Below are 17,289 nucleotides of genomic sequence, written 5' to 3'. Positions count from 1 at the left end.
GTTTCAAAAATAAACGCTGAGATGTCATAACAGCCGATTTAACGGTGATCGGTTGCCGATTGGGCGAACATCAGAAGGTATAGTTCAGCCCGAATCTCAAACCGCTGTATTTTGGTGTGGACTTTGTGGAAAAGCCAGAACTGAACTGGACGTTTTTTGATTGGAATTGGACATATTCATATTCGCCCGTAATCGACCAGTTGTCGGACAACTTGTGCTCGGCCCCTATGCTTGCCGAATAACCGTTCCGCCGATCTGACGCCGAGAAATTCTGAACCGTCGGGCCCAATGCCAAGCTGTTGGTTGTTTCCACATCGCCCCATAGATATCCGACACTGAAGAAATACAGAATTCGTCCGCTGCGGTTTGTCAGACCATTACGAAATCGGAATGCCAGAACATCCGAAATCTCTGTTCCGCCTTGCACATTGACGCCGCCGATCCGCCTGCTGACAGTGTCGTCCAGGGAACCGAACTCATACCCGACTTCAAAGCCATAGACATAGTCGCGCCCACCGGTAGCAGGTAAAATACCACGCCACCCCCCCCGGAGCCCCCCGTATGTCCCCGACAAGTCCTGATCACCGATATCAAACTGCCTGCTGGGCGTTGTCAGGCCAAACCGATCGTCCCCGCCAGAGCCATAACCGCCGGTAAGTCCCAGGTAAAAAGCGCGGACATCGCTGCTGAATCTTTTCGGGCTGACCACTTCCGGATCGCTTATGTCACCTTTCAAATCACCGGCAATGGATGCGCCGGCAATCAGTGTAACAGCGGCAGTTAACGTCAGTGTTCTCAACCTGCTCAGGCTCCCAAAGCTCTTGATAGTCGACACTCGTACCTCCCTCATCCCGTTTTCCGGGACCGGCATATCGCCGATTTGTAGACGCAGATCCTTGCGCCCAAAAAACCATGGCTCCTCTCGGAGCATAGTTCCAAGCAATAAATCAAGGGTAAATTTTGGAAACAAACACCAACTATGGTGTCCGGGAGGTGTTTACACCGACCTACAACAACTCACCGGCCAGAGAATTCGCCCCGGACTCAGTGATCCGGACTTCTCTCAAGTCACCCGTGGCGATCTCTGGTCCTTTTACGTGCACCGAATGCAAATATTCGGACTTTCCAACCATCTGCCCGGACAAGCGACCCGGTTTTTCGAAAAGAACGCGGACAGTGCGTCTAACCATACCGTCCTGAATCTCTCGCTGATGGCGCGTGATCAAGGCCTGAAGCCGCTGCAACCGTTCATCTGCCGCAGCCGGATCAACCTGCGACCGTTCAGCTGCCGGGGTTCCTGGACGTGTGGAGTATTTGAAGGAATAGGCATAGCCGTATTTGACCTCTTCGACCAAATCCATCGTGGCCTGAAAATCATCTTCGGTCTCTTCTGGGAAACCAACAATGAAGTCCCCCGACATCACGATATCTGGACGCGCCGCACGAATGCGTTCGACCAGCCGCAGATAGCTTTCTGCCGTATGGCTACGGTTCATCCGCTTGAGGATACGGTCCGAACCCGACTGAACCGGCAGGTGCAGATAAGGCATCAGCTTGTCACAGGTGCCATGCGCCTCGATCAGATCGTCGGCCATGTCGTTTGGGTGCGAGGTGGTAAAGCGGATGCGTTCCAGCCCGTCGACCTTGTTCAGTTCCCAGATCAAGCCGGCAAGCGTCATGTCACCATTCGCCCCGGCACCGTGATAGGCGTTGACGTTTTGGCCCAGCAACGTGATCTCGCGTACCCCGCGTTCGACCAGATCATGGGCTTCGCGGATGATGCGATCGGCTGGGCGGCTGACTTCAGCACCGCGTGTATAAGGAACCACGCAGAAGGCGCAGAATTTATCGCAGCCCTCCTGAACAGTCAAAAACGCCGTCGGTCCGCGCTTGGCCTTGGGGCGGTTTTTCAATTTTTCGAACTTGTCTTCTTCGGGGAAATCCGTGTCCAGCGCCTTTTCGCCCGCTCGGGTCTTTGCCTCCATCTCGGGCAGGCGGTGATAGCTTTGCGGACCTACCACCAGATCAACCAAAGGCTGGCGGCGCATGATCTCTTCGCCTTCCGCCTGAGCAACACAGCCCGCCACGCCGATTTTCAGATCAGGCTTCTCGGCCTTCAGACCCTTGAAGCGCCCCAGTTCGGAATACACTTTTTCTGCCGCTTTCTCGCGGATGTGGCACGTGTTCAGCAGGATCATATCCGCATCTTCGGGGGTCTGGGTTTCAACGTAGCCCTGCCCGCCCAGCGCCTCGGACATGCGTTCACTGTCATAGACATTCATCTGACAGCCATAGGTCTTGATAAACAGCTTCTTCGGTTCGGACATGAGACGGGCCTTTGCATTCGCTGGACCGGCGTCGTCTATATGCTTCGAACGCCGCTTGCAATGCGGGCGCAATTACCCGAATTTGGCGGAACTTTCCAGCAAGACAAAACTGAAAACAGCCGATGCAATACGATTCCCTCGACCATTTCCTGAAAGCCGGGCAACCCGCAATGGCGCAAGGCCCCGTTGCGATGGTCTTTGCCGAGGATGAGGTCGAGTTGGAAAGTACTCTGCATCACCATCTGAAACTAGGGTTCAAATCCGTTATCGCCTTCATGCCTCAGGAGTTCCGACTGGAGCCCGCGTTGACCGACCGGGTGCATCGGGTCACCTTGAAGTGCGTTCCCCGAACGGTGGTTTTCGATACCCTGAACAGAATAATTCAGGCCGCGCCCGGCATCTGGATGTACTACTGCTACAACGCCGAATACCTGTTCTTTCCGTTTTGCGAAACGCGCAGCATTGCTGAGATGTTGGCCTTTCACAGCGAAGAACGCCGCAACGCGATGCTGAGCTACGTCATCGACCTTTATGCCGAGGATCTGACCGCTTTTCCCAACGGTGTCGCCCCCGAACAGGCTTTGTTCGACAAAACGGGTTACTATGCCCAATCACGCCGCGACCCTGACGGCCAAACGCTGGACCGGCAGGTTGACCTGTCAGGTGGCTTGCGCTGGCGGTTCGAGGATCACATTCCCTATGAACGCCGTCGCATCGACCGCATCGCCCTGTTCAAGGCGCAAAAGGGCCTGATCCTGAAATCCGACCACACGTTCAATGAGCCGGAATACAATACCTATTCCTGCCCTTGGCATCACAACATGACCGCAGCTATTTGTTCCTTCCGCGCTGCGAAGGCGCTCAAAACAAATGCCGGGTCGACTTTTGACATTCCAAATTTTAGCTGGCGCAACTCCGTGCCTTTTGAATGGCACTCGCGGCAGCTGCTGGATCTGGGTCTGATCGAATCAGGCCAATGGTTCTGAAGCGCCTCAGCGCTCAAACAGGACCGGAAACCAGTCTTCACGAAGACGCTGCCCCGGTGTCATGCCATGGCCGGGAAAAGGTGGAGAGGTTCTGCCTGGACGCTCTACATACCGTGCGTCATCGCCGACCAGCCGGAGAGAAAAGGCGCGGCGACGGCTATCCGAGTGGTTACCCCGCGCACCGTGAAGGGTGCGATAATTGAAGGCAACGGCGTCACCGGGGTCCATTTCGAATTCAACGACTTTCATGCCCTCGGCATCCGGGTCCGGCACGGGGATGTACTGCCCTTCATCGGGGAAAAAACCTTCCTCGGAAACCCAGCGGGTTGGCAGCACCTCTTTCTCCCACCGGTGAGAGCCTGCGACACAGCGCAACGTCGCCTGCCTGACCGGATCCAGCGGAGACCAGAAGCTGATGGTTTGCTGACCTTCAACGAAGTAATATGGGCCATCCTGATGCCAGGGCGTGGCCATGGATGTCCCGGGTTCTTTTACCAATACGTGGTCGTGAAACACCTGCACGCTTTTCGACTGCATCAGGTCCGCTGCGACCTCGGCCGCGGGCGAGTTTTCGATCGCCTCGCGGAACTGTGGAATGCGGGTCCAGTTGCAGTAATCGTCAAAGAACAGACCCGTTTGACCCTCTTTCTTGTTTTCTGATGCATACGGGCCAGGCTCTGCCATATTCGCGGCCACACCCTTCCGCAGTTGATCCACATAGTCTGCAAACAGCCCTTTGATCAGAACGACGCCATCATCCTGATACGTTGTGATCATCTCTTGGGTAACAAGCGGGTGAGGCATCCGGGTCTCCATTCGTTTTTCAATCTTTTGCGTAGAAGGAGTGTTCTGTTCAAATCATATCTTTCGAAGTTATAATTAATTTCATGTTATACATTTCACTGCGTCAGTACGAATATGTTTGCGCGGTCGGGCGCCACGGCAGCCTGTCAGCAGCCGCACAATACCTGAATGTTTCACAACCAGCACTGTCCACGGCCCTGACGCGTGTCGAAGCACATTTGGGATACCCGCTGTTTATCCGCCGCCGAGGTTCGGCCATGGCGCTGACACCTCAGGGGCGAAAATTCATCGATCTGGCCGAGACCCTGCTGAAAGACGCAGCCCAAATCGAGTCATCTGAAACTCCGTCGCCGGGCACGACACATCTAAGACTGGGGTGTTTTACGGACCTCGCGCCCTTCCTGCTGGCACCCGCCCTGCACCATTTGCGCGATGCTTTTCCAAACATCGCTATCACTTATTTTGCCGCCTCCTTCGAAGGGCTGTTGAACAGATTGATTGATGGCCAGATCGATGTTGCAATCACTTACGAGCTGACAATGGACGCGGGGTTTACACGAGCAAAACTGTTCGACAGTCGGCCAAAGGCCCTTATGCCCCCGGATCATCCGTTGGCGACAGCGGGCACAGTCTCGCTGGCTGACTTGGCCGCTCATCCGTTGATCCTGTCGACAGAAGGCTGGTCGGCACAACACATCCTCAGCCTCTTTCGGCGCAACGGTCTGCACCCGACTGTCGCGCATAGGGCGGCATCGATTGAGATTCAGCGCAGTCTTGCCGCCCATGGCGAAGGGATCGGGATCAGCTATACCAGCCCGCTCAACCCGGTCAGTTATGACAATAAACGTCTTGTCAGTGTTCCGATCAGCGATCAGGACGCAACTGAGTCCGTTGTTCTTGCGCGCCACGGAACAGGGCCAGCTGACGCGACCATTGATCAGGTTGAACGTTTGTTGTTGGCGAGTTTGAAAGGCGGTATTGGCGCTACTTTTTGCGCAGGCGAATGACAACGTCGACCGAGGCAATCTCGACCCCCTCGGGCGCTTCAGGCAGGCGTTGGATCACCAATTGGTCAGACGGCGCATCACTAAGGCGCGCCTCGTCTTCCCAATAAAAATGAGGGTGGTCATGCGTGTTCGTGTCGAAATAGCTTTTTGACCCGTCCACAGTAATTTCCTGCAGAACACCAGCGTCGCAAAACGCGCGCAGGGTATTGTATACCGTCGCCAGTGACACAGCGTCACCATTCTCCTTGGCCGATTCAAACAGGCTCTCGGCGGTGACGTGACGATGGCGGCCATCGCCCACCAGAAGCTCAGCCAACGCCACACGCTGACGCGTCGGACGCAGGCCGGCGTTCACCAGCCAACCCGTTGCTATTTCGCCGCTCTGCGGTGTCATTGATCCAATACCCATAGTCACTTCCATTATATATAGGAGCGCATGGTTGGCAATTTCAAATGAAATTCATTCGCAAAGAACGCGGCATACACAACATGATGTAGCCGCTGCTCTTGCAGGACCTTGCAAACGGGTGCTAGACGAGGCCAGATATAACGAACGGACCCACGGCAGGAGAGGCGGCAAGAATGGCCCAGTTCCCAAGCAGTTTTGACAAAGACGATCTGCTGAAATGCGCCCGCGGCGAATTATTTGGCCCCGGCAATGCACAATTGCCCGCCCCGCCAATGCTGATGATGGACCGGATTACCGACATCTCGGAAGACGGTGGCCTGCACGGTAAGGGCCATGTGCTGGCCGAGTTCGATATCACCCCTGACCTTTGGTTCTTTGACTGCCATTTTCCCGGCAACCCAATTATGCCGGGCTGCCTGGGCCTTGACGGTCTATGGCAGCTGACCGGTTTCAACCTGGGTTGGCGTGGCTGGCAAGGGCGCGGCATGGCTGTCGGCGTGGGCGAAGTGAAACTGACCGGTATGGTTCGTCCCGACCGCAAGATGCTAACGTATAAAATCGATTTCAAAAAAGCGATTCAGACACGTCGCCTGACCATGGGTGTGGCAGATGGAATCGTCGAAGCCGATGGCGAGATGATCTATGATGTCAAAGATATGAAGGTCGTTCTGTCCGAGGCCTGAGCCTGACCGACCCGAAATAAGGAGTGCGCACATGCGTCGAGTAGTCGTCACCGGTCTGGGGGTAGTGTCTTCGATCGGGAATAATGCCCAAGAGGTTCTGGCCTCGCTTAAAGCTGGTAAATCCGGGATCGAAGCCAGCGAACAGATGGTGGAACACGGGTTTCGCAGTCAGATCGCGGGTACGCTCAAGATTGACGTGGCTGAACACGTGGACAAACGTACCCTGCGATTCATGGGTCCCGGGGCCGCCTATGCACATATCGCCATGAGCCAGGCGATTGCCGATTCCGGGCTGACCGAAGACCAGATCGTTAATCCCCGCACCGGACTGGTTGCGGGCTCTGGCGGCCCGTCGACAAGCGCGATGCTGACGGCGCATCAGACCGTTCTGAAGACAGGCGCGACCAAGCGGATCGGTCCGTTCGCAGTGCCGAAATGCATGTGCTCGACAATCTCGGCAAACCTGGCGACCGCATTCAAGATCAAGGGTATCAACTATTCGATCACCTCGGCCTGCTCGACCTCGCTACATTGCATCGGCAACGCGGCCGAACAGATCATGCTGGGCAAGCAGGACGTCATGTTCGCTGGCGGCGGCGAGGAACTGGACTGGACACTTTCGTGCCTGTTCGATGCAATGGGCGCGATGTCGTCAAAATATAACGACGTGCCCGAGAAAGCCTCGCGCGCGTTTGACGAAAACCGTGACGGGTTTGTGATTTCCGGTGGCGGCGGCATCCTCGTTCTGGAGGAGTTGGAGCACGCTCTGGCCCGCGGCGCAAAGATTTATGCCGAAGTCACCGGCTATGCTGCTACCTCGGATGGCCACGACATGGTGGCCCCTTCGGGTGAAGGCGGCGAGCGCGCAATGCGGCTGGCGCTGGACACACTGCCCGAAGGTCGCAAAGTTGGCTATATCAACGCACATGGGACCTCGACACCTGTCGGTGACGTGGGTGAAGTAGAGGCTGTGCGCCGAATCTTCGGTGAAGGTAACGTGCCACCGATTTCTTCGACCAAATCGATGACTGGCCACGCGCAAGGCGCGGCAGGAGCGCTTGAGGCGATCTTCTGCCTGCTCATGCTGGACAATGATTTTATTACGCCGTCGATCAATGTCGACACACTCGCCCAAGGCATCTTGCCCGGTGAAATTGCAACTGAAGTGGTTGAAAACGCAGGACTGGACAGTGTCATGACCAACAGCTTCGGCTTTGGCGGCACCAACGGGTCCATGATTCTGTCTAAGTATAACGGGTGAAAGTGATGTCGGATCTTCTCAAAGGTAAGCGCGGACTGATCATGGGCGTGGCCAATGACCGCTCAATCGCGTGGGGCATTGCCAAGGCCATGCACGAGGCAGGCGCAGAACTGGCCTTCACCTATCAGGGCGAGGCGTTCGGCAAACGGCTGGAACCTCTCGCTCAAAGCCTTGGCAGCGATTTCATGGTGGATGCCGATGTGACCGACGACGAGTCACTGGACCGTGCCTTTGGTGAGCTGGCTCAGCGTTGGCCCACCATCGACTTTGTTGTTCATGCCATTGCGTATTCGGATAAATCCGAGCTGACAGGCCGGTTTCTGAATACCACGCGGGCGAACTTCAAACACTCGATGGACGTGTCGGCCTATTCTTTCATCGAGGTAGCACGCCGCGCCTATCCGATGATGAAGGACAATGGGGGCTCGCTGCTGACGCTGACTTATCAGGGATCAAACCGGGTGGTACCGAACTACAACGTCATGGGTGTTGCCAAGGCGGCGCTGGAATCGGCGACCCGTTATCTGGCCAATGACCTTGGCCCGGATGGTATCCGCGTGAACGCAATCTCACCGGGACCGATGAAAACCCTTGCCGGTGCCGCCATTGGCGGGGCGCGCAGGACATATAAGTTCTGCGATCAGAATGCGCCGATGCGTTCGAATGCCACTCTGGAAGCTGTTGGCGGGACCGCAGTTTACCTGACATCTGATGCGGGAGCCTGCACGTCTGGCGAAATCATCCGCGTTGATGGGGGTTTCCACGTACTGGGCATGCCGCAACCCGATTTCATGTGACCATATCTTTCCCTGCCGCCGCCAAGATTTCACCATCTTTGGGCGGCAGGACTTCGGTATGAGCAAGCTAGATCAAATCATTGCAAACAACGCACGATCAGTGCAAAGCCGGAAAAAGTCCGGTTTCCTCAGCCAGCGGGCCAGAGTGCTGCTGCTCGCGCTGACATCATTGCTGCTGGTGTTTGTCTTTTTCACCCAGCCACAGGTGCGCGCAGCTGTTGAAGCTTTGATCGGCTGAAGCCCGGGCGGGCGTTCCAACCCGAACTATGTCTCAATTGATCGAGACGACTTCAATCTCAAACACCAGATCCTGACCGGCCAACGGATGGTTTCCATCCAGGGTCACAATCGCTTCGTTGGCGTCCACAACTGTCACAGGTACGGCCTGACCGTCTGGTGTCTGCATCTGCAGTTGAGTGCCCGGATCCAGCGGAATATCCTCGGGAATACCCTCGCGGGGGATTTCCTGACGCATCGCAGGGTTGATCGGGCCGTAGGCGTCGGTACAGGCAATCTCGACCCGTTTCTTGTCACCTGCGGACAAACCGGGCATGGCACTGTCCAGACCGGGAATGATCTGGCCCGATCCTACCACGAACTCCAACGGATCGCGCCCATCCGAACTGTCAAAGACTTTGCCATCCAACAATGTCCCTGTGTAATGGATGCGAACCGTGTCACCTTGCTTGATTTCGGTCATAGTGGCCTCCGGCCGTTTTTAGGGGTTAAGCGGCCAACCCTAGAGATTGACACAAAGTTGTAAACCCTTGGCCCTTCCCCCCCCTTTCGCGTTGTGCCAACCTGCGCGCAATCAAAGGAGGGTCATATGGCAATCACGATCTGCGTGTTCGACGCCTACGGAACGCTGTTTGATGTTGCGGCCGCCGCCCGGCAGGCAGCAGGCGAGCCGGGGTTCGAAGCCCTGAAAGACAAATGGCCCGAGGTCGCGGGGCATTGGCGCCTGAAGCAATTGCAATACACATGGCTGCGTGCTGTGGCGGATGCCCATGCGGATTTTTGGGATGTCACGCAGGACGGGCTGGACTGGGCGCTGGAAGCTGCCGGCCTCCAGGGCAACCCAGAATTGCGCCAACGCCTGCTGGATCTTTATTGGGAGTTACAGGCCTATCCCGAAGTTCCTGTCATGCTGAAAGCCCTCAAGGATGGCGGGATGCAGACTGCCATCCTGTCCAACGGATCACCGCCCATGCTGGACGGTGCTGTTCAATCCGCCGGGATCGGCGATGTGCTGGATGACGTGCTGTCGGTCGAAAGCGTTGGGGTCTTCAAGCCCCATTCCCGTGTCTATGATCTGGTTCAGAACAGGTTTGACTGCGCCCGCAACGAGGTCTTGTTCGTCAGTTCAAACGGCTGGGATGCCGCAGGGGCCAGCGGTTATGGTTTTGTCACCGCCTGGGTCAATCGGATTGGGGAACCAATGGACCGGCTGCCGTGGACGCCAGCGCATGTACTGTCTGACTTGACCACCATTCCCAAACTGGCTGGTCTTTGATGCCGGACTTCACGACTTCGGACGGCAAGCGCATCTATTTCGAAGACCATGGATCGGGCACGCCGCTTTTGTGTCTGGCCGGATTGACCAGAAACAGCCGGGATTTCTCGTATTTTGCACCACATGCCACTGAGCCGCGCATGATTGCTATGGATTACAGGGGGCGCGGTCGCTCGGACTACGACCCCGATTTCATGAATTACAACGTCTTTCGTGAATCCCATGACGCGATTGAACTGCTGGATATTCTGGGCATCGAAAAAGCGGTCATTCTGGGCACCTCGCGGGGCGGGCTGATTGCCATGGCGTTGGCGGCAAGCCACCCCGAACGTTTGGCCGGTGTGATTCTGAACGATGTGGGGCCGGTCATCGAGACGTCAGGCATCGCCAAGATCATGGCCTACGTGGGCGCACAACCCGCCGCGAAAACCTATGACGAAGCTGCTGCTGCCCTGAAACATATGATGGAGCCGCAATTCCCCGGAGTTCCGCTGGAGATCTGGCGCAAACAGGCCGAAATTCAATACGAACAACAAAGGGACGGGCTGGCGCTGCGCTATGATCCGGCCCTGCGCAAGGCGCTTCTGGAACAGGCCGCGAGCGGTGCTATACCCGACTATTGGTTGTTTTTTGAAGCGCTGCGCAATATTCCATGCGGCGCGATCAGGGGCGCAAACTCGGACGTTCTGAGCGCAGAAACACTGGCTAAGATGCACCGGCGGCATCCCGGTCTGATCTCGGCCGAAGTACCGGATCGCGGGCATGTTCCATTCCTGAATGAGCCGCAATCTCTGGATGTCATCAAAAAGGTATTGAAGAACGCTGCATGAGCACATTTGAAATGATCGAAGCCGCGGCCATACGGCTTAAAGGACATGTCCGCGAGACACCAATTCTGTCGTCGCCATTTCTAGACGCGATCGCCGGGCGCCGGATTTGGGTCAAGCCGGAATGCCTGCAACATACGGGCAGTTTCAAGTTTCGGGGAGCTTGGTCTGCCATATCCGCGCTGGATGAAGACACACGCCAGCGCGGCGTGATTGCATATTCTTCGGGCAATCACGCACAAGGCGTTGCGATGGCGGCGGCGAAACACGGTATTGCTTCGGTCATTGTCATGCCGTCGGACGCGCCACACCTGAAAATCGAAAACACCCGCGCGCTTGGAGGTGAGGTCGTTCTTTTCGACCGTGCAAACGAAAGCCGTGAAGAGATCGGGGAGACCATCGCCGCCGAACGCGGGCTGACTCTGATCCGGCCATATGACGAACCTCAGGTGATTGCCGGGCAAGGTACCACCGGCTTGGAAATCGCCAGACAGGCCGCGGAACTTGGGTTATCTCAGGCGGATGTTCTGGTCTGTTGCGGCGGTGGCGGCCTCACCTCTGGCATTGCACTGGCATTGGAAAAACACGCCCCCGACCTAAGGGCACGCCCGTGCGAACCGGAAGGGTTCGATGACGTCAAACGATCACTGGCGACAGGACGGATTCAGAACAACAACGCGGCATCAGGCAATATTTGCGATGCCATCCTGACACCGCAACCCGGCGACATCACCTTTCCCATCCTAAACCGTCTTTGCGGGCCCGGTATTTCGGTGACCGAAGAAGAGGCCCTGCGGGCCATGGCACTTGCTTTCCTGCGCCTCAAGATCGTGCTGGAGCCCGGCGGCGCAGTCGCATTGGCCTCGGCCCTGTTCCGGGGCGACGAGATTGAGGGCGACGACGTGATCGTGGTCACATCGGGTGGTAACGTCGATCCGGATGTTTTTGCCAGGGCGTTGGAATTCCTGACCTGACAGGCATCCCAAACCTGTGCAAGTTGCACCTGGAACGCCGGGGCTGCAAGGACCTGAGTCATGATGATCGCTGATCTGGGCGACGTGAAACTGAATTACCGTGTCGATGGTGCGGCGGACGGCGCGCCACTGGTTTTTGCCAACTCATTGGGAACAAACCTGCACATATGGGACGCAGTGTTACCGCACCTGCCCAAAGGGTTGCGTATCATCCGGTATGACAAACGCGGGCATGGGCAATCCTCGGTTCCACCGGCGCCTTATTCTATGGGCGCCCTGATCCGCGATGCCGAGTCGCTGCTGGATCACCTGAAGGTTCGCGACTGCGTTTTTGTCGGCCTGTCCATTGGCGGGATGATCGCACAGGGGCTGGCCGTCAAACGTATGGATCAGATACGTGCGCAGGTTCTGTCGAACACCGCTGCCAAAATCGCCACTCCCGCAGTCTGGCAGGATCGGATCGACGCTGTGCGTCGCGGCGGGATTGAAGCGGTGGCAGACGCCCCGATGGAACGCTGGTTTTCCCGTGATTTCCGCGCAGCGCAAAACCACCTGCCATGGCGCGATATGATGATCAGCCAACCGCTTGACGGATATCTGGGCTGTTGCGCTGCCGTCGCCGGGACCGACTTCTATACACCCACAAGCGGCCTGCGCCTTCCCACGCTTGGCATCGCTGGAAGCGAGGACGGCTCGACCCCGCCCGATCTGGTGCGCGAAACTGTCGACCTGATCCCCGGATCGCGGTTCGAACTGATCCGCAGAGCTGGCCATTTGCCCTGCGTCGAGAAACCCGCAGAATACGCAGCAATCCTGACCCGGTTTCTGACCGATATCGGGCATATCTGAAGGAGAACAGCGATGGCGTCTTTCCTGTTGGTCCACGGCTCCTGCCACGGAGCCTGGTGCTGGCGCGACCTGATCCCCGCGCTGGAAGCTTTGGGACATTCGGCCCGGGCCATCGACTTGCCCAGCCATGGTGCAGATCCAACGCCGGTGTCCGAGGTGACGCTGGAAAATTGCCGCGATGCCGTTCTGAACGCCTGTACGCCCGATACGATTGTCGTGGGTCACTCGTGGGGCGGGTATCCGATCAGCGCCGCCGCCGAAGCTCGACCGGACGCCATGCGCGCCCTGATCTTTCTGTGCGCCTACGTGCCTCACGATGGCCTTTCGCTGGCAGAAATGCGCAGACGCGGCCCGCAGCAGACAATTGCCCACGCGATTGACAAATCGTCTGACGGGCTGTCTTACACCGTGTCGGTAGATGCCATCCCAAAGCTGTTCTACCACGATTGCCCGGACGATATCCTGCCTTACGCCTATGCGCGCCTGTGCCCACAGGCCATTCGCCCCCAGGAAACACCACTGCCGGTCGGCACGAATTTCAACGAAGTGCCCAAGGCCTATATCCGCACCACAGATGACCGAACGATCCCCGCGGAATATCAGGCGGACATGTGCGCGTTTATCCCGAAGGACCTGCGACGAACCATCGACAGTTCGCATTCTCCGTTTTTCTCGCATCCACAGGAACTGGCCGGATTGCTGAGCGAATTGGCAAGCAAATTTGAGTGATGCGGCGGACTGCACGCAAAACTCTGTCTTCCCACATTCGGTGACTGTGCCTAGGGTGCCACGAACAGATCACCAGCCCGAGTTCCATGCGCCTGCCATCACTCTTCATCCTCAGCATCGTCATGATCGACGCAATGGGCATTGGTCTGGTTATGCCGATCATGCCGCAACTGATTGTTGATGTGCAGGGCAGTTCGCTTGCCAATGCGGCGATCTGGGGTGGAGTGCTGAGTACCGCTTTTGCGGCGATGCAATTCATCTTTGGTCCAATCCTTGGAAACCTGTCCGACGCCTATGGCCGCAGAACTGTGCTGCTGCTGTCGCTGTTCGTCATGGCGCTTGATTATATGGTTATGGCAGTGGCGGGCAGTATCTGGCTGTTGCTGGCCGGTCGTATTGTCGGCGGTATAACCGCAGCCACACATTCCACCGCTGCCGCGTTCATGGCGGATATCTCCGATCCCAAGGACAAGGCCGCGAACTTTGGCCTGTTGGGCGCGGCCTTTGGCGTGGGTTTTGTCCTCGGCCCGGTGATCGGCGGATTGCTCAGCGAATATGGAACCCGTGCCCCGTTCTGGGCTGCGGCAGGACTGGTGGCACTGATCTTTGCCGTAGGCTGTTTCGTGATGCCTGAAACCGTAACCGACAAGACCCGGCGCGCCTTCAACTTGCGCCGCGCCAACCCGGTGAATTCGCTGCGCGCCATTGCTGCACTGCCCGGTATCCGACCTATGCTGTGGGTCTACTTTCTGTATTCGGTCTCAATCTACGTCTACCCCGCTATCTGGTCCTTTTTCACCACCGAGCGGTTCGGCTGGCCCCCTCAGATGATCGGCCTGTCACTGGGCGTCTATGGGATCGGCATGGCCGTTGTGCAAGGCGGTCTGATCCGCCCCGCAATCCGATTGTGCGGCGAGCGGGGTGCCATTATCTACGGGATGGGTTTTGAAATCCTCAGTTTCGCAATTCTGGCCTTTCTGACCAACGGGTTCATTGCACTTTTGTTCATCCCAATCACTGCAATCGGGGCAATCACCACACCAGCACTTCAGGCAATGATGTCCAAAGCGACACCGGATTCGCAGCAAGGAGAGTTGCAGGGTGTATTGTCCGCGCTCCACGCGCTTTCGATGGTCATTTCGCCCTTGGTCATGACCAGCGTATTTGCGCAATTCATTCGCCCTGACACACCGCTGTACTTGCCGGGTGCTCCGTTCCTGCTGGCGCTGGCGCTGATGCTGGCCGGGTTTGTGTTGTTTCGCCGGTCCCCGCCTGTCGTGGCTTAACAACGACACACACATGACGGTTTCTGCCTTGCGATCAATCCTATCCCACGCCACCGTGGGCCCAACGGAAGTGAGGGAAAACATGCAAACAATCAAAGCCGCAGTCTGCCGGGCATTCGGCGAACCCTTGGTTATCGAAGAGGTTCAGCTGGCACCCCCCGGCACGGGCGAGGTCGAAGTGACGCTGGATGCAGTAGCCATCTGCCATTCGGACATATCCTATGCCGAAGGTGCCTGGGGCGGCTTTCTGCCCGCCGTTTACGGCCACGAAGCCGCAGGCGTGATCTCCGCAGTTGGAGAGGCCGCCGGTGACTTCAGGATTGGCGAGCCTGTGGTTGTAACGCTGATCCGCGCGTGCGGGTCCTGCCCCACCTGTGCCGGAGGGCACCCGACAAATTGCGAAACACCGTACGACACCGTCAAAGGCCCGCTAAAAACGGCTGACGGTAGTCCTCTGGAACAGGCCATGGCCTGCGGCGCTTTTGCCGAAAAGGTCGTGGTGAGCCATCGGCAAATCGTCAGGATCCCCGAAAACCTGCCCAAAGACCTGGCTAGCCTTCTGTCTTGCGGGGTAATCACCGGGGTTGGTGCTGCGGTAAACGCGGCCAATTTGCGTCCGGGTCAGGATGTCGTGGTCATCGGCGCGGGTGGTGTTGGCCTGAACGCCATTCAGGGCGCACGGATCGCCGGTGCACGACGGATCGTGGCCGTCGACATGACAGAAGAAAAACTGGAAATCGCAAAGGAATTCGGCGCGACCCATGGCGTATTGGCCAGCCTGAAAGAGCCCTGGAAAGCAGCGTTCAAAGCCCTTGGCGGGCGCGGGGCCGATGCGGTTCTGATTACGGTCGGCGCAATCGCCGCCTATGATCAGGCCCCGCGCTATCTTGGCCGCGGCGGCAAGGCCATCATGATCGGAATGCCGCATTCGGGCGGCATGGCCAGCTATGAACCGGTTGTTCTGGCAGCCCTGGGGCAGGGTGTTGTCGGCTCGAAAATGGGTGATGTGGTTATTCAGCGGGACATCCCATGGATGATTGACCTTTATGAGCAGGGTCGGTTGAAACTGGACGAGTTGATCTCGGGCCGCTGGTCGCTGGACCAGATCAACGAGGCCATTGCCGATACCAAAACCGGATCTGCCAAGCGCAACGTGATCCTGTTCGACAGAACCTGATCCCCCGGCTCGGAGGAACTGAGATGAAACTGCAGGATCTCGACATCATCGTCACCGCCCCACCCGCTCCGGGTTGGGGGGGGCGATACTGGATATTGGTTAAACTGACGACTGACACCGGCATCACCGGTTGGGGCGAATGCTATGCCTCGTCCGTCGGACCCGAGGCGATGCGCCACGTCATTCGGGATGTGTTCGAACGGCACATGCTGGGCGAGAACCCCGAAAACATCGAACTTATGTTCCGTCGCGCCTATTCCAGCGGTTTCACGCAGCGCCCCGACCTGACGGTGATGGGCGCATTCTCGGGGTTAGAGACCGCCTGCTGGGATATTCTGGGCAAGGATCGCGACCGCCCGGTTTATGCGCTGTTGGGCGGCAAGGTGAACGAACGAATTCGCTCCTATACTTACCTCTACCCTTTGCCGCATCACAATCTGACCGACTTCTGGACCTCTCCCGAACAAGCGGGTGAAACAGCTGCCGAAATGGTGCGGCGCGGCTATACCGCGGTGAAATTCGACCCGGCAGGCCCCTATACGATCCGTGGCGGCCACATGCCCGCGATGAGTGACATTTCCATGTCCGTCGCCTTTTGTAAGGCAATTCGCGATGCGGTGGGGGACAAGGCCGACCTGCTGTTTGGCACACACGGTCAGTTCAACACGGCTGGAGCCATCCGGTTGGGGCAGGCGCTGGAACCATACCAGCCCCTATGGTTCGAAGAACCCACGCCACCTGATATGATCGAGGACATGGCCCGTGTCGCCCGCAACGTCCGTATCCCCATCGCCACCGGAGAACGCATGACAACCAAGGCTGAGTTCGGAGCCGTTCTGCGCGCCGGGGCTGCGGAAATCCTGCAACCGGCGCTGGGGCGAGCCGGCGGAATCTGGGAGATGAAGAAAGTCGCCGCCATAGCAGAGATATTTAATGCTCAGATGGCGCCACATCTTTATGCAGGACCGGTCGAATGGGCCGCCAATGTCCACCTGGCCGCGTCGATCCCGAACCTGCTGCTGCTGGAAACCATTGAAACACCGTTCCACAATCAGCTGATCAAAGGGTCCATTCAGGTAGAGGACGGCTTTGTGATCGCTCCGACCGGTCCAGGACTTGGGATCGATGTCGACGAAGACCTGGCCCGCGCGCACCCGTATGAAGGTCGTGGTTTGCATCTGCAAATGCAGGAGGAGCCCTGCGATTACGTTAACGGCAATGCTTTTCAGGGCGGTGCCCCTGCAACCGAGGGGTGACAACATAGACGTGTTTGAGGCATATTAACCCAAGATTAACGGAACAACGGTCAAAATGTGACACTCCTAGAAACCGAACCTCAGGCACACACCTCGGACACACCATCTGAAATGAAAGAAAATGCAGCCCGCGCGGCTGCATTTCTCAAGACACTGGCGCATGAAGGGCGCCTGATGATCCTGTGCCACCTCGGGAGTGGTGAGAAATCGGTAGGCCAGCTTGAGGATTTGCTTCAATTGCGGCAAGCCGCCGTCAGCCAAATGTTGGCCCGTCTGCGGGAGGAAGGATTTGTCACCACCCGAAGAGATGGCAAAACGATCTATTATTCGCTGCGCGATGGGAATGCAGCGCAGATGATCGGTCTGCTGTACGATCTGTTTTGCGAACCTGCCAACTGATCGCT

At 57.4% G+C, this 17,289-nt stretch carries 20 protein-coding genes; 15 read left to right on the top strand and 5 right to left on the bottom strand.

Annotated features, from left to right (window positions below; genetic code table 11):
* Positions 1-70: 70 nt before the first annotated feature.
* Positions 71-835 carry an outer membrane protein gene (locus ACR0DY_RS04890; RefSeq protein ID WP_480484024.1) on the bottom strand — a complete coding sequence of 255 codons (765 nt, stop codon included), beginning with the start codon at positions 833-835 and terminating at the stop codon, positions 71-73.
* 172 nt (positions 836-1,007) lie between these two features.
* The gene (gene miaB / locus ACR0DY_RS04885; protein ID WP_480484025.1) at positions 1,008-2,327 is read right to left on the bottom strand and encodes a tRNA (N6-isopentenyl adenosine(37)-C2)-methylthiotransferase MiaB; all 1,320 of its coding nucleotides are present in this window, start codon (positions 2,325-2,327) and stop codon (positions 1,008-1,010) included.
* 122 nt (positions 2,328-2,449) lie between these two features.
* Between miaB and ACR0DY_RS04880 the strand changes: the two genes are divergently transcribed.
* Positions 2,450-3,313, top strand: a complete 864-nt coding sequence (locus ACR0DY_RS04880) for a hypothetical protein (RefSeq protein WP_480538624.1) — start codon at positions 2,450-2,452, stop codon at positions 3,311-3,313.
* 6 nt (positions 3,314-3,319) lie between these two features.
* Here the strand turns inward: ACR0DY_RS04880 and ACR0DY_RS04875 are convergent, their stop codons facing one another.
* On the bottom strand, positions 3,320-4,117 hold the full coding sequence (locus ACR0DY_RS04875; protein WP_480488270.1) for a phytanoyl-CoA dioxygenase family protein: 798 nt from the start codon (positions 4,115-4,117) through the stop codon (positions 3,320-3,322).
* Between the two features lie 83 nt (positions 4,118-4,200).
* Between ACR0DY_RS04875 and ACR0DY_RS04870 the strand changes: the two genes are divergently transcribed.
* On the top strand, positions 4,201-5,124 hold the full coding sequence (locus ACR0DY_RS04870) for a LysR family transcriptional regulator (RefSeq protein WP_480897883.1): 924 nt from the start codon (positions 4,201-4,203) through the stop codon (positions 5,122-5,124).
* Here the strand turns inward: ACR0DY_RS04870 and irrA are convergent.
* Positions 5,102-5,518 (bottom strand): iron response transcriptional regulator IrrA, encoded by a 417-nt coding sequence (gene irrA, locus ACR0DY_RS04865; RefSeq protein ID WP_480484074.1) that lies wholly within the window; start codon positions 5,516-5,518, stop codon positions 5,102-5,104. The genes ACR0DY_RS04870 and irrA overlap by 23 nt on opposite strands.
* A 188-nt stretch (positions 5,519-5,706) precedes the next feature.
* On the opposite strand from irrA, the gene fabA reads away from it, so the two are divergent.
* Genes fabA through ACR0DY_RS04845 form a run of 4 tightly spaced genes read left to right on the top strand, consistent with a single transcriptional unit; the run spans position 5,707 to position 8,512 of the window.
* On the top strand, positions 5,707-6,216 hold the full coding sequence (gene fabA / locus ACR0DY_RS04860) for a bifunctional 3-hydroxydecanoyl-ACP dehydratase/trans-2-decenoyl-ACP isomerase (protein ID WP_209505371.1): 510 nt from the start codon (positions 5,707-5,709) through the stop codon (positions 6,214-6,216).
* A 31-nt stretch (positions 6,217-6,247) separates the two neighbouring features.
* Positions 6,248-7,477 (top strand): beta-ketoacyl-ACP synthase I, encoded by a 1,230-nt coding sequence (gene fabB, locus ACR0DY_RS04855; RefSeq protein WP_480546299.1) that lies wholly within the window; start codon positions 6,248-6,250, stop codon positions 7,475-7,477.
* Between the two features lie 5 nt (positions 7,478-7,482).
* Entirely contained in the window at positions 7,483-8,274 is a 792-nt protein-coding gene (locus ACR0DY_RS04850) for an enoyl-ACP reductase FabI (protein ID WP_267366101.1), read from the top strand.
* Between the two features lie 58 nt (positions 8,275-8,332).
* Positions 8,333-8,512, top strand: coding sequence for a hypothetical protein (locus tag ACR0DY_RS04845; protein ID WP_267366102.1), 180 nt, complete (start codon positions 8,333-8,335; stop codon positions 8,510-8,512).
* Between the two features lie 33 nt (positions 8,513-8,545).
* On the opposite strand, the gene ACR0DY_RS04840 is transcribed toward ACR0DY_RS04845, so the two are convergent.
* The gene (locus ACR0DY_RS04840; RefSeq protein WP_480546297.1) at positions 8,546-8,974 is read right to left on the bottom strand and encodes an FKBP-type peptidyl-prolyl cis-trans isomerase; all 429 of its coding nucleotides are present in this window, start codon (positions 8,972-8,974) and stop codon (positions 8,546-8,548) included.
* Between the two features lie 126 nt (positions 8,975-9,100).
* Here ACR0DY_RS04840 and ACR0DY_RS04835 point away from each other — a divergent pair, with 126 nt between their 5' ends.
* The 9 genes from ACR0DY_RS04835 to ACR0DY_RS04795 all read left to right on the top strand — a co-directional run bounded on the left by ACR0DY_RS04835 (position 9,101) and on the right by ACR0DY_RS04795 (position 17,284).
* Entirely contained in the window at positions 9,101-9,787 is a 687-nt protein-coding gene (locus ACR0DY_RS04835) for a haloacid dehalogenase type II (protein ID WP_480546295.1), read from the top strand.
* Positions 9,787-10,617, top strand: coding sequence for an alpha/beta fold hydrolase (locus ACR0DY_RS04830; protein ID WP_480546293.1), 831 nt, complete (start codon positions 9,787-9,789; stop codon positions 10,615-10,617). Before ACR0DY_RS04835 ends, ACR0DY_RS04830 begins: the two co-directional genes overlap by 1 nt.
* Positions 10,614-11,588, top strand: a complete 975-nt coding sequence (locus ACR0DY_RS04825) for a threonine ammonia-lyase (RefSeq protein WP_480484033.1) — start codon at positions 10,614-10,616, stop codon at positions 11,586-11,588. The genes ACR0DY_RS04830 and ACR0DY_RS04825 overlap by 4 nt, the downstream gene beginning before the upstream one ends.
* A 60-nt stretch (positions 11,589-11,648) precedes the next feature.
* Positions 11,649-12,437 (top strand): 3-oxoadipate enol-lactonase, encoded by a 789-nt coding sequence (gene pcaD / locus ACR0DY_RS04820; RefSeq protein WP_480484034.1) that lies wholly within the window; start codon positions 11,649-11,651, stop codon positions 12,435-12,437.
* 12 nt (positions 12,438-12,449) lie between these two features.
* Positions 12,450-13,166 (top strand): alpha/beta fold hydrolase, encoded by a 717-nt coding sequence (locus ACR0DY_RS04815; protein ID WP_480546291.1) that lies wholly within the window; start codon positions 12,450-12,452, stop codon positions 13,164-13,166.
* Positions 13,167-13,252: 86 nt separating this feature from the next.
* Positions 13,253-14,452: a TCR/Tet family MFS transporter gene (locus tag ACR0DY_RS04810; protein WP_480546289.1), complete on the top strand. Its 1,200-nt coding sequence runs from the start codon at positions 13,253-13,255 to the stop codon at positions 14,450-14,452.
* A gap of 82 nt (positions 14,453-14,534) precedes the next feature.
* Positions 14,535-15,629: a Zn-dependent alcohol dehydrogenase gene (locus ACR0DY_RS04805; protein WP_480546287.1), complete on the top strand. Its 1,095-nt coding sequence runs from the start codon at positions 14,535-14,537 to the stop codon at positions 15,627-15,629.
* Between the two features lie 23 nt (positions 15,630-15,652).
* Entirely contained in the window at positions 15,653-16,885 is a 1,233-nt protein-coding gene (locus ACR0DY_RS04800) for a mandelate racemase/muconate lactonizing enzyme family protein (protein WP_480546285.1), read from the top strand.
* A gap of 111 nt (positions 16,886-16,996) precedes the next feature.
* Positions 16,997-17,284, top strand: a complete 288-nt coding sequence (locus tag ACR0DY_RS04795; protein WP_480546283.1) for an ArsR/SmtB family transcription factor — start codon at positions 16,997-16,999, stop codon at positions 17,282-17,284.
* Positions 17,285-17,289: the final 5 nt, after the last annotated feature.

This window comes from Ruegeria sp. O6, from assembly GCF_056535045.1.
Note: the sequence above shows the minus strand (reverse complement) of the source record. Positions and strands in the feature narration are given on the sequence as shown.